This window comes from Oceanobacillus alkalisoli (genome assembly GCF_021556485.1).
Classification (GTDB): domain Bacteria; phylum Bacillota; class Bacilli; order Bacillales; family Amphibacillaceae; genus Oceanobacillus; species Oceanobacillus alkalisoli.
On sequence record NZ_JAKGBW010000005.1, the window covers coordinates 70,394 to 83,857 of the forward strand.

The 13,464-nt window shown below is 39.9% G+C and carries 11 protein-coding genes; 9 read left to right on the forward strand and 2 right to left on the reverse strand.

Translation table 11 applies throughout. The annotated features are described in order from the left end of the window. The first annotated feature begins 22 nt into the window (after positions 1-22). The 8 genes from LZD48_RS06795 to LZD48_RS06830 all read left to right on the forward strand — a co-directional run bounded on the left by LZD48_RS06795 (position 23) and on the right by LZD48_RS06830 (position 9,842). Positions 23-484 (forward strand): chemotaxis protein CheX, encoded by a 462-nt coding sequence (locus LZD48_RS06795; RefSeq protein WP_235761984.1) that lies wholly within the window; start codon positions 23-25, stop codon positions 482-484. Between the two features lie 282 nt (positions 485-766). Then, positions 767-2,428, forward strand: a complete 1,662-nt coding sequence (locus LZD48_RS06800; RefSeq protein ID WP_235761985.1) for a PucR family transcriptional regulator — start codon at positions 767-769, stop codon at positions 2,426-2,428. 147 nt (positions 2,429-2,575) lie between these two features. Further along, positions 2,576-3,805 carry a M20 metallopeptidase family protein gene (locus LZD48_RS06805; RefSeq protein WP_235761986.1) on the forward strand — a complete coding sequence of 410 codons (1,230 nt, stop codon included), beginning with the start codon at positions 2,576-2,578 and terminating at the stop codon, positions 3,803-3,805. A 4-nt stretch (positions 3,806-3,809) separates the two neighbouring features. Beyond that, on the forward strand, positions 3,810-5,246 hold the full coding sequence (locus LZD48_RS06810; RefSeq protein WP_235761987.1) for an aldehyde dehydrogenase family protein: 1,437 nt from the start codon (positions 3,810-3,812) through the stop codon (positions 5,244-5,246). A 175-nt stretch (positions 5,247-5,421) separates the two neighbouring features. Further along, positions 5,422-6,735 carry an aminotransferase family protein gene (locus LZD48_RS06815; protein WP_235761988.1) on the forward strand — a complete coding sequence of 438 codons (1,314 nt, stop codon included), beginning with the start codon at positions 5,422-5,424 and terminating at the stop codon, positions 6,733-6,735. Between the two features lie 408 nt (positions 6,736-7,143). Continuing rightward, positions 7,144-8,319 (forward strand): M24 family metallopeptidase, encoded by a 1,176-nt coding sequence (locus tag LZD48_RS06820; RefSeq protein WP_235761989.1) that lies wholly within the window; start codon positions 7,144-7,146, stop codon positions 8,317-8,319. Positions 8,320-8,574: 255 nt separating this feature from the next. Next, a complete protein-coding gene (locus tag LZD48_RS06825; protein ID WP_235761990.1) occupies positions 8,575-8,811 on the forward strand; it encodes a nitrile hydratase subunit beta in 237 nt (78 codons plus the stop codon). Positions 8,812-9,332: 521 nt separating this feature from the next. After that, positions 9,333-9,842 carry a type 1 glutamine amidotransferase domain-containing protein gene (locus LZD48_RS06830; RefSeq protein ID WP_235761991.1) on the forward strand — a complete coding sequence of 170 codons (510 nt, stop codon included), beginning with the start codon at positions 9,333-9,335 and terminating at the stop codon, positions 9,840-9,842. A 59-nt stretch (positions 9,843-9,901) separates the two neighbouring features. Here the strand turns inward: LZD48_RS06830 and opuFB are convergent, their stop codons facing one another. Then, the gene (gene opuFB, locus LZD48_RS06835) at positions 9,902-11,422 is read right to left on the reverse strand and encodes an osmoprotectant update ABC transporter permease/substrate-binding subunit OpuFB (RefSeq protein WP_235761992.1); all 1,521 of its coding nucleotides are present in this window, start codon (positions 11,420-11,422) and stop codon (positions 9,902-9,904) included. After that, positions 11,415-12,374, reverse strand: a complete 960-nt coding sequence (locus LZD48_RS06840) for an ABC transporter ATP-binding protein (RefSeq protein ID WP_235761993.1) — start codon at positions 12,372-12,374, stop codon at positions 11,415-11,417. Before LZD48_RS06840 ends, opuFB begins: the two co-directional genes overlap by 8 nt. Before the next feature lie 269 nt (positions 12,375-12,643). On the opposite strand from LZD48_RS06840, the gene LZD48_RS06845 reads away from it, so the two are divergent. Continuing rightward, positions 12,644-13,261, forward strand: coding sequence for a flavodoxin family protein (locus tag LZD48_RS06845; RefSeq protein ID WP_235761994.1), 618 nt, complete (start codon positions 12,644-12,646; stop codon positions 13,259-13,261). Positions 13,262-13,464 lie beyond the last annotated feature (203 nt).

Here is a 13,464-nt window from a genome sequence, read left to right on the forward strand (position 1 = left end):
CAAGGAAATGGAGTTTAGAAAAATGACGAAAGCTACAACTGATCGAAACAGAACAATCACGGTTTTATTAAATGGGACAAATCATACGTTACAGTCGATTGTGCCGATCCCATTTCAAATGAGTAAACCTAGTTTATTAGGAAATACGCTGCATCTGGAATTTGGGGTATTGATTGGGATTACAGGTGACATTAAGGGCAGGTTGATTTTAGCTGGTGACCAAGCAGTCTTCCGTTCCATTGGTGAAAGCATGTTCGGCATGCCGGTGGGAGATGAAATGCTACCTTCTTTTAGCGGGGAACTAGGTAACATGCTTGCTGGTGGGATAGCAACGGTTATTGTGGAGAACGACGTGACGACAGATATTACTGCCCCAACCATTATGCAAGGGGATACGACATTGTCGGGGTATGAGAAATCGATCCGCTTGACTGCAACATTTGATGGAATTGGAGATTTGCAGATTTATTTGTTGATAGACTGATTATGTATCAAAAAAATGAATATCTAAAAAGTAAAAAGACAACATCAGCCTGTTCTATAGCCGATGTTGTCTTTTTCATGCATAAGTAATAAAGGTAATAATACAGTAGTAAAGGAAAGATATATCAAAATTGCGTTTATGCTTATCTTTTACAGGTTATTTTCATTTAACTAGTCCTACAAGTGTATGTATGGCCTAATAGATGTATGCTAGCTAGTAAAATAACTATCAATATGTACGCTTTCAATTAGTGAAATTTATGCGAAATGGAGCGTGAGGTAAATGAGCATTACGGTTCAAGAAATAGTAAACCTTCCTATATTTAATGCGACTAGAGTGATAACCGGTATCGATATTTTAGATCAGCGCCAAGTAGAGTGGATGGCTGCAATTGAAGGTCCCGTGGAGAACTTTGTACGTGAACATGAATTTGTTTTAACTACTGGGATGGGGACTGAACATGATGCTAATTTGCTTTATGAATTCGTTAAAGATGTATATGAATCAGGAGCCTCCGCGTTGGGGATAGCAATTGGCCGCTATATATTTGATATTCCCGATGCAATAATCGACTTTGCCGAAGAGAAGAAATTTGTTTTAATTGAACTTCCTTGGGAATTAAGATTTTCAGATATTCAAAGAGAGACGATGAAAGAAATCAATCAAAGGCAAGAAAGTTTCTCGGAAAAAGCAAGGGACACGCAAAAAACGTTAATTGACTTTGTTATCCAAGGGAAAGACTTAGCCGAAATTATTCAGCATGTTGAAAGGGAATTGCACTTTAAGCTAGTTTTTGCAGACCGGAAAGGCAGATTAAAGTCTACACATGCAGGTGCGGAAGAAATGATTCGTTTATGGGATATACTGGAAGAAAATAAGGCATGCCATGTTGATGAATTATCCTTTCATCATATTCAGAAAGTACCGTATAAAAATGGTTTTTTACTAAAAAAGGAAATAACTTCGGGTTCGAATAGTTTTGCAGAAGGTTATTTTATTATTTGTTTACGAGAACAAAAGCTACTTACGAGTAGTGCACTGCAAGTGTTGGATAGTTTGGCGGCTGCAACAGCACTGTGGATTTCCAGGGACGATGCGATTGTGCAAACGGAAATGCGTCTGCAGAATGGATTTATTCGGGGCTTAGCCAAAACTCCTCCTATTCATTTGGACAAAAATGTGCAATCACGTGCCAAATTATTTGGATATAATCTTCATGTTCCATACCTCTGTATAGTGGGATACTCTGAGAACTTAGATGAATTAACGGAAGGGCATTATACTGATCAAGGCTCAAGTTTTAAGAGTATTATTTATTATATGGAAGAAGAGGTAAGGTATGCCGCAACGGTTGTTGGAAAGCATGCCGCATTCACCTATGATGAGGACCAGATCATCATTTTTTTAGAATCGAAAAATGAAGAACAAAGTTCCGTCCATCATTTTTTAGATTTAGTTGATAAACGATTACATGCGCTTATTCCTGGTGTGCTTTTTTCATGGGGATTTGGCATGCATCAAGATGGGCTGATGACGTTTCATGAAAGCTATAAAAAGGCAAATTCCGCATTGGATTTAGGATTAAAACAAAAGAAACCTGGAGACCGAATGGATTTTCAGGATACGCAGCTTAATCGGCTATTACTCCATCTAGCCAATCATCCGGAAATAAAAGAGATCACATTATCAACGATTGCTCCATTAATTGAATATGAAGAAAAGAGGAGAATGGATCTAATTGATACATTTATTGCCTATGATAATCAAAATGGAAATGTTAGCCAAGCTGCACGTATATTACATCTGCACCGACAATCCTTATTGTACCGGTTAAAAAAGATAGAAAGCTTAACAAACTTATCACTAGATAATCCCGACGATGTATTGTTATTAAATATCAGTATAAAAGTTTGGTTAACAGGTGTCCTCGAAACAAAAGAATGAGAGAACGAAAGGTTCATACAATTTGTATAGAGTTGTTCATAAAAAGTTCATACAAAATTACAATTGTCGCGCTTCATTGAAGCATCATATAATGGTTTAACAGGAACCGGGGTACAAAATTAACAGGGATAAAGTGAGTGATGTGTTATGAAAATAGTAGAAGGAGCTGAATCCTTATTTGACAAATTAACGTTATGGCGTCGCTATTTGCATGAGCATCCGGAACTAAGCTTTGAAGAAGTAGAGACAGCGAAATTTGTTGTGAATGAATTAGAAAGAATCGGTAATCTCGATGTCGAAACAAATGTGGGTGGATATGGAATCGTCGCAACCTTAACAACCGGTCACGGACCAACAATTGCACTCAGAGCAGACATGGACGCTTTGCCTATCCATGAAGAAAATACACATGCTTTCGCTTCTAAAAACGACGGCGTTATGCATGCATGTGGACATGATGCACATACTTCCATGCTGTTGGGAGCGGCTCATTTGCTTAGTGAACAATTTAGAAAAGGGAAATTGACTGGAACGGTGAAGTTTATTTTTCAGCCAGCAGAAGAGAGTACGGATGCTCGCGGCAGGTCCGGCGCCTCGTATATGATCGAAGCTGGCGCGTTAGAACAGGTGGACGCTATTATTGCGCTCCATGTATGTCCTTGGCATCCTGTTGGAGTCATTCAGATGAACAATGGAATAAGTATGTCAAATATTGATGGATTTGAGGCAACGATAAAAGGGACTGGGGGGCATGGCGGATATCCACATTTAGCGATTGATCCATTATGGATGTTAGGAACGATATTGCAAACATTCTATGGATCGGTAGGAAGAAGAATCTCACCGCTTGATATCGTTGCAGCGAGTATTGGAAAGATTGAGGCGGGAGCTGCAAACAATGTGATTCCTTCTGAAGTGAAAATAGAAGGCACCTTACGATCGTATTCTCCCGAAGCGAGGAAAAAGCTTGCAAAAGAAGTGGAAAATGTATTTAAAATGGCTGAACATTTTGGTGGTTCGTATGAATTCCATTTAGAAAAGGGAGAACCAGCCTTAAATAATAATATGGAAGTCAATATGCTTATTGAACAAAGCCTGAAAGAAATTTATCCGGAGATGGCAATTCATTGGGAACCATTTGGCATGGGTGGGGAGGACTTCGGATATATGACAGAACAGATTCCAGGTTCCATGTTCTTTCTCGGATGTTCCTTGGAAGATGGGTTAGACCGGGATCTTCATACCCCAATATTTGATATCGATGAAAGATGTTTACCGATTGGAACCGCTATTTTTGTGGCTGCCGTAAATCAGTTTTTAAACCGGAAAGAAGTACCTCATCCTATAAAAAGAAATTCTATTCAGAGAGGTGCGTGATGATATGGAGACCGTTACCAAAGGGAAAAAGATGCTTCTAGGTGGAAAATGGCTGGGAAGAGAAGAAACAATCACGGTATACGACCCTCAAGATAATACGGTCATTACAACGGTGCCAAAAGCTTCCAAAGCGGATATGTTACGAGCAATTCAAGCGGCAGAAGAAGGCGCAAAAACAGCAGCAAATATGCCCGTCCATGAGCGGATTTCTGTCATTCAGAAAGCAGCGGATTATATCGCTCGAAAAAGTGAAAGGTATGCAGAAATAATTGCACGAGAAGGGAGTAAAACAATAACGGAGGCAAGAAAGGAAGTCTCCAGATGCATTACGACATTACGCGTATCGGCGGAAGAGGCTAGACGAATGAATGGGGAGACCATTGCTTTTGATCAAATGCCGGGACATGAAAATCGTGTAGGATATTATTATCATTTTCCAATTGGAATTATCGCAGCGATCACCCCTTTTAATGACCCATTAAATTTAGTCGCACATAAAGTTGGTCCAGCGATTGCATCTGGAAATGCGATTATCGTTAAACCAGCGACTTTAACACCACTAAGTGCACTACTATTAGCAGAAGCTTTTGATGCTGCTGGACTGCCGAGTAAAATTCTTTCTGTTGTAACCGGAAGTGGTAGTGAGATTGGTGATGTATTGGTTATGCACCCATCGATTCGAATGGTTTCGTTCACTGGTGGGCTTGAAACTGGAGAAAGAATAGCAAGAATTGCGGGGTTAAAGAAACTAAGCATGGAATTAGGCTCCAATTCACCAGTCATTGTTTTAAAAGATGCGGATATTGACGCAGCAGTTAGCAGTTGCATTACGGGTGCATTTGGAGCAGTCGGGCAAAATTGTTTAGGGGTACAACGAATTTTCATTGAAAAAGAGCGGTTTGATTCCTTTGTGGAAAAATTCGTCGAACAGGCGAATCAATTTAAAGTTGGCGATAAAAAAGATGTGACTACGGATATGGGACCATTGATTACAGAAAAAGAAGCAATTCGAGTAGAGGAATGGGTGGCAGAAGCGCTCGAAGGAGAGGCAACCCTTTTAGCTGGCGGAAAGCGGAATCGTGCCTTTTATTCCCCGACGGTTCTAACAGATGTTCCGGCAGATGCTAAGATAGCAAAAGAAGAAATCTTTGGTCCCGTCGTGATTTTGTTTCCAGTTGAAACCCTCGATGAAGCGATTGAAAAAGCAAACCATGTCAATTACGGACTGCAAGCAGGAATTTTTACGAAAGATATTGATCTTGCATTCACGGCCATTAAGCGATTAGAGGTTGGCGGTATCATGATCAATGACAGCAGTGATTACCGTATTGACGCAATGCCATTTGGCGGCGTGAAGGGATCAGGATTGGGACGTGAGGGAGTAAGATCTACGATGCAAGAAATGACTGAACCTAAAGTTGTGAATTTTAATTTAAAATAACTTAAGCCTTTCACTAGAAAATATTATGTAATACACATCAAAATGAATGACTGATCACACGAAGGGATAGCTTACTGTTTCAGTCTGTGAAAAGTTGAGAAGGTAATAGTTGAATCTCCCATGTATAGTTATTCATCGGACGGAAGCTCCGTTCATTCATAAGGAGGATATAAAAATGACTTCATCTTTAACCGGTAACGAGTTGAAACAGGAGTTGACAGAACTGGATAAAAAGCATTTTATTCATCCGACCTCTAATATGAAACAATTACAAGAACAAGGGCCCGCCTTTATTTTTACGGAAGGAGACGGCATTTATTTAAAAGATGTTGAAGGCAGACAATTAATGGACAGTTTATCTTCGCTTTGGAATGTGAATATAGGTCATGGCAGGGAGGAGCTTGGAGAAGTAGCAAAAGAGCAAATGGGAAAACTAGCTTTTACATCTACATTTAGCAATTGGAGCCACGAGCCTGTCATCCGCCTTGCAGAGAGAATAGCGAAATGGACGCCAGGTGACTTAAATGTAACCTTTTTTACCTCAGGTGGTTCGGAAGCAAATGATACCGCCTTCAAAACAGTTCGGCATTATTGGAAAATAAAGGGACGTCCAGAAAAGAGAAAAATTATTTCAAGAAAACAGTCGTACCATGGGGTTGCGATGGGTGCCACAAGTGCAACGGGAATCCCGGAGTTCCATACGTTTACGACTTCGATTGCACCGGATTTTTATTATGTCGATAGTACGCTCGATGCATTAAAAGATAGGATTGAAAAAGAAGGAGCGGATACCATTGCAGCCTTTATTTCCGAGCCCGTGCAAGGTTCAGGAGGCGTAAACTTACCACCCGAGGGCTATTTTGAAGAGGTACGTAAAATATGTGATGAACATGATATTCTGATGATTGCAGATGAAGTCATCTGCGGATTCGGACGCACTGGAACAAACTTTGGAATGGAAAACTTCGGGATTGTACCTGATATTATTACGATGGCCAAAGGGGTAACAAGCGGTTATGCCCCGCTCGGCGGAATGGTTATTTCTGAAAAGCTTCACAAAGAAATCTATGAAAATACACAAGGAAACTTCTGGCATGGTTACACGTATAGTGGCCATCCGACCGCTGCAGCTGTTGCACTTAAGAATCTCGAAATTATTGAAAGGGAAAACTTAATCGAAAATGTCCGCACGATGGGTCAGGAAATGCTTAACGGATTTAAATGGCTTCAAGAGCAAAACGAGAACGTGCTAGATGTGAGAGGGATCGGATTACTCGGAGCGATCAGCCTGGAAAGAGAGTCAGCTGCAGTAGAACCGATTGGACCAAAAGTAGTGGCTGAAGCTTTAAAAAGAGGATTGATTTGCCGTTCGGTTGTCTATGGAGGTCAAGATACTTTAGCATTCGCTCCACCGTTCATCATTAATAAAAAGCAAGTTGACGATATGGTAACCATTGTTAACGATTCGATCAAAGCAGTCATAAAATAATATATATGCTGAACTTAAGTTTTTCACTGCTGTCTAGGAGCAGAGCCATCTATTAGAAAGTGATGTTGCTTGAAATTCTCTTTTGTCCGGTGGAACTCTTCCATGAGTTAGTCTAAGAGACGGTTTTCGCGGCTTTAGAGCTATGTCTAATAGAACTCCTCTCTGAGGCAGCTTTCGTGGAATTAGAGGTTATTATGTCTAATAGAACTCATCTCTAAGCTAGCTTTCGTGGAATTAGAGCATATTATGTCTAATAGAACTCAACTCTAAGCCAGCTTTCATGGCTTTAGAGTCAAGTATGTCTAATAGAGTACCCGTACCAAATCAAAATTACAGGAAAACGTTTGATAAAAAATCTAGTTGAGCTCATATAGGTGGATTTATCCATACTGACTGGAGGGGGTTGAATTGTTAGCGTTTAAAAAAATTGAATATGAGGAAAGAGTTCAAAAAGTTAAGCGTGTGATGGAAAAGCGGGGAATAGAAGTATTATTAATAACGGATCCATCCAATATAAACTATGTAACAGGCTATGATGCAATATCTTATTATGTCCCTCAGGGCGTTATTCTGGCATTAGAAATAGAAGAACCAATCGCCATCATTCGATTCATGGATCGGCATTGTGCGATCGAAACAACATGGATGTCCGAGGAACATATTATTGCCTATCCTGATAAATATTTATGGGAACCAAAACAATTACATGTCATGAATTTTATTGGGGATGTTTTAACGGAAAAAGGATTGCAAAATAAAAGAATTGGTCTGGAGTATGATGCTTATTATTTTAATGCGCATTGGAAAAATAAATTACTCGAAGCCTTGCCAAATGCGCAATTTTTGGATGCTACGAAACTCGTAAGTTGGGTAAGAGCGGAAAAGACAAAAACGGAATTGGAATATATGCAAGTTGCAGCGAGAATAGTAGAAAAAACGATGCGCAATGCAATTAGAAAAATTGATGTTGGCATCAGAGAGACGGATGTTGCAGCAGGAATATATCACGATTTAATAGAAGGAACAGATGCGTTTGGTGGTGAGTATCCCGCATTAGCGGCAATTATGCCAACTGGAGACCGAACAGCGGGAGCCCATTTCTCATGGACGACAGAAGGGAAATATCAAAATAATCAACCGGTATATATCGAAATATCCGGTTGCTATAAGCGCTATCATGCACCACTCGCTAGAACTGTATTTATTGGAGAACCCCCAAAACAATTAGTAGAAACTACTAAAATTGTAATAGAAAGTTTGAACATCGCTCTTGCGACTATTAAACCAGGTGTTACGTGTGAAGAGGTGGAGCGTGTTTGGCAAAAAGAAATAAATAAGTATGGACTCGAAAAAGAATCCAGACTGGGTTATGCAGTCGGTATCGGTTATCCACCGAGTTGGTCGGAAGATACGGCTTATTTCAGACCGGGTGATCAAACGGTTTTAAAACAAAATATGACGTTTCATATGATGCCAGGTATGTGGCTGGACGGTTATGGTGTTGCAATTACGGAAACGTTACGTGTTACGGGGAAAGGGTGTGAAACGATAACACAGTTTCCGAGGGAGTTGTTTATTAAGTAAGTTATTCATCTGCATGAACTTCCAATCGTCCCGATCTTAAAAATGGATCGGGACGATTTGAAGTTTAGAGGGTTAGATGAAATTCAAGTAGAATGACTGCAACATTAGAGGAGATTTGATTATAGGGATTTATTTGTCGGTGGAATGACTACCTCAGTTTGAAACAAAATGTTGACTAACAAGATGAAAAATAGTAGCATGACAAAATAACTTTTCATCTCTTATTTTGTATATTTTCTGGTAGGAGGAGAGAAAATGAATGAAGACAAAACCGAGTTAAGTGCAGCGATGGGCAGGATGTTCGGTCAAATTGTAAAAGAACGTGTAGCGACGGAAGCACTTGCAAATCTATTAATCGAAAAAGGCATCATTACAGCTGAGGAGCTGGATGAATCTTTTAGGAAAGTATATGAGGAAAAAGGGAAAAAGTATTCTGCGGAAGCTTTGAATATGTCGGAAGAAGAGTATAGGGAGATTATTGATGGGGAGTAAACTCTCTCTTAAAATCCCACTCGTTATTTAAATTACCGAGTGGGATTATACTTTATGATATGGTTTGGCTTGCTTCTTGCATAGCTATCTGTTGTTGCGTGTATATCTTACAAAATCGTTAACAAATAGCAGTCGCTTACATATATGATGATTCGCTTGCTTACGCAATCACTTTTTATCATAAAGTGAAAGAACAGTCTAGAACATTGAGCCACTTCGCTAGTAGAGGGAGGATAGTCCCTGAGCATAATGATGATGATGTTAGAGAAATATTCATTCATCGTTACCGTCTAATCTATAAATACGCGATGAAGACATCGTGATAATTGCTTTTGTTCATGGTGCACAACTATATAGAAAAGATTAATCTGTATCTTAATTCTAGGCACTTGAGAATTAGAAATTTATCAACTCCAAAATATTTATTATAATTTAGTCTTATTTTAAGCAGTTGCTTTGCTAATTTCTCAATCGTAAATTATAATAATTTCGTAAATATAAATGAGCTGGAGGTAGTTAGTATGGCAAAGGTAGCATTTCTTTTGGCGAGCGGATTTGAGGATTCCGAAATGAAAAATCCATATGAAGCTATTAAAGAAGCAGGGCACGAAGCAATTATTATTGGTTTGGAAAAAGGTGCACAATGCGACGGGAAAAAAGGAACAGTCTCCTATACTGCTGATCTTGCGGCATCTGAGGCAAACGCTAATGAGTTCGATGCGGTTATTATCCCAGGTGGAGGCGCTCCGGAAGCATTGCGTGTCAATGATGATGTTATTCGTTTTGTGAAGGAAATCAATCAAGACGACAAATTAATTGCTGGTATCTGTCATGGACCACAAATCATGATCAGTGCGGACATTCTAAAAGGAAAAGAAGCAACATGCTTCATCGGAATTCGCGATGATGTAAAACTAGCAGGCGCGACTTATCACGATAAAGAAGTTGTGGTTAGTGAAAATTTGATTACCTCACGTACACCTAAAGATGAGCCTGTGTTTATCCGTGAGATTCTGGCAAAGTTATCCTAAATTTAATCATGGAATACATAGAAAATCGGTTTCTACCATTGAGAAACCGATTTTTTGCATTAATTTGTATGGAGCCCCTCATTCTCTAAAAATTCCCGCGCGACTTCTGCAGCACTTCTTCCTTCCACTGCCACCTGATAATTCATCTCTCGCATCTCCTCATCCGTTATTTTCCCAGCTAACTGATTTAAGATACCTTCCAGTTCCGGGTATTCCTCGAGTGTTTCACTTCTCAGTAAAGCAGCACCTTGATAAGGCGGGAATAATTCTAAATCATCCTCCAATACGGTGAGATTATAACGCCTCAGCTCACTATCAGTAGAATAAGCATCCAATACATTGATATCCCCTTGCTCAATCGCTGTATAACGCAATTTCGGTTCCATTGTCACGAGATCAGGGAATTCGAGGCCATAAAGCTCTTGAATACCAACATATCCATCTTCGCGATCTGTAAATTCCAAGGTGAATCCAGCTTTCACTTCATTTTCTAACCCCTGTAAATCAGAAATTGATTCTATGTTGTGCTCGCGGGTAAACTCTTCCGATACAGCTAGTGTATACGTATTATTATAATCCATCGGTTCTAACAGGACTAAATCGTTATGCTCGAGTAAGCCGGATTTCGCTTGTTCGTACACTTCCTGTTTATCATTGCTAACCGGGGTTTCATCTAGAAATTGGGTTATTGCCGTCCCTGTAAATTCTGGATAAATATCGATGTTTCCGGACTCTAAAGCATTGAATAAAAAGGTTGTTTTCCCAAGGCTAGGCTCTAATTCCACGTTCAAATCGGTTTCGTCTTCAATTAGAATCTTATACATATTAATTAAAATCTCAGGCTCGGGACCTAATTTGCCCCCAATTATGATTGTTTCTTCGTCTCCAGCGAGTAAATTGGGAAGAACGGATATACCGAATGTAAAGACAACAATGATTCCAATCGTTACAAGTGTCTTTTTATACGAAAGCTTTTGGATACCGCGTAGTACAAGGTCAAATAAAATTGCAAGTAAAGCTGCTGGAATAGCTCCAAGTAAAATAAGTGCAGAATTATTCCGATCGATTCCAAGCAGAATTAAATCCCCTAATCCCCCTGCACCGATTAATGCAGCAAGGGTTGCCGTTCCAATAATTAATACCATCGCCGTCCGAATTCCTGCCATAATCACTGGCATCGCAAGCGGTAATTCCACTTTCAACAATCTTTTTCTTGTGTTCATCCCCATTGCCATCGCCGCTTCAATTAAAGAGGCATCCACTTCTTTAATTCCAGTGTACGTGTTGCGGAGAATGGGTAGTAAAGCATAGATGACCAACGCAATAATAGCAGGAACTTTACCAATCCCAAGCAAAGGAATGAACAAGCCGAGTAATGCTAAGGAAGGAATCGTCTGCAACATCGCAGCAATCCCGATGATGCTCTCGGCAACACGAACTTTTTTCGTTAAATAAATCCCTAATGGTACAGCAATTAAGACTGCAAAAAAGAGCGCAATAAACGAAATTTGAATATGTTCAATAAGTGCTTGGAACAATTCATGCTGGCGATTTTGGAATACTTTAATCAAGTTATTCATCGCTATTTCCCTCTTTCGTTATATGTTGGGAGAAATAATCAATCATGATTTGCCGATTGACTACACCAATCGGAACACCGTTTTTTTCTACGGAAAGTGAATCATGTTCGGATAACCGGTCTAACACTTCGGCCAATGTTGCGGAAGCGGAAATAGCGGAGGGTTCCTGCCCTGTCAGATTGGGGATGGGATGAATGTATTGTTCTAAATCAAAATCTGTCCCCAGGTGACTAGCACTTCCTACGAAATCGCGGACAAAGTCATTCGCTGGCTCATTTATTAATTCGTCCGGTGTTCCTAACTGAATGAGTTTCCCTTCCTTCATTAAACAAATCCGATCTGCCAGTTTCAGTGCTTCTTGAATGTCGTGGGTAACAAATACAATTGTTTTCTTAATCGTACGCTGCAAGTGAATGATATCCTCTTGCAATTTTTCCCGGCTGATGGGATCTAGCGCACTGAATGGCTCGTCCATTAATATGATTTCCGGGTCGGCTGCTAAAGCACGAACCACACCTACCCGCTGCTGCTCCCCACCAGAAAGCTCATGGGGCATCCGGCTCCGGTAAGTAGTAGGGTCAAGACCTACCATATCCAATAATTCTGTTACACGATTGCGGATTTTTTCTTTGTCCCATTGTTTGAGCTCAGGCACAATTGCAATGTTTTCTTCAATCGTCATATGTGGAAATAGCGCAATCTGCTGTAAGACATACCCGATATTCCAGCGAAGTTCATCGATCTTATAGTCGCTAATCCTTTTTCCATCCATATAAATGGTTCCAGTTGTCAAGGGGATGAGGCGATTGATCATTTTTAGCGTCGTTGTCTTACCGCTGCCACTCGGACCAATTAATACAAAAAATTCCCCTTTATTAACTGTAAAGTTGATGGCATCTGCTGCAAGAGTATCACCATTATATTGCTTCGTAACATTTTCAAATGAAATCATTAGGAGTAATGTCCTTTCTGCATAGGAGTTGGTTGACTTTCTATTAGTGTAATGGGAGTTGGTTGAAAGCTCAATGAAAAAGCAAAGGGTAGACAGGAAGGGGTTAAGTGTCTTGTTCCTTTTTATTTTCGTGTGCATTACCTATCGACATTTACCACAATTATTGAATTTAAAACATATTATTTCTTTCATAGAGTGATTCTGGTAAACGATTATAGTAACACAAATCGGGAAGAAACTATATATATTGATAGAAAGGGAGTGTCTTTGTGAAAGCATTAATCTTAAACTGTTCTCTAAAACCTTCTAATGAAGTATCCAATACGGATGCTTTATTACAGGAATTTATTGATGTCTTTAAAGAAAAGCAAATCGAAACAGAAACGGTTCGGGTAGTTGATTACAATATAGCGTTTGGAGTCGAGGTGGATATGGGCGATGGAGACGAGTGGCCAGTAATCGCGGAGAAAATAAAAAATGCTGATATTCTGCTCTTTGGCACACCCTTGTGGATTGGTGAAAAGAGCAGTGTCGCTAAAATGGTTCTGGAACGGATTAGCGGTTCTGGCTCTAAGACGAATGATAAAGGACAGCCTGTCTATTATAATAAGGTTGCCGGTGCTGTAGTGACTGGTAATGAAGATGGTGCCAAGCATGCGGCGAGAGATATTCTCTTCAGCTTAGGACATTTTGGATTCTCCTTGCCACCTAATCCGCTGTCTTACTGGGTGGGAGATGCTGGTCCAGGCCCTTCCTATATTGAGGCAAAAGGAAAAAATAATGAATTCACACAAAAGAATGCACGGATTGCGAGTCATAATATTGTTCACTTAGCGAAGATACTGAAGGATAGTCCAATCCCTGCGGAGGGGAATGTAAGTGAGTAAGTGAAAAATCAGGAAATTCCCCAAAGGTTAGAGACAATGACCTTTGGGGAATTGTTTATATACTATGCCATTTTAAGGATCGATAATCCAATGAAAATTTATCAAGATGTTAGCTGTATATGTGGTGGAATTGCTCAACCCACTCGTAGACAGTCACTAGTTCTGGTGATAGGCCCGTTAAATGGAGTATGGACGATATATTC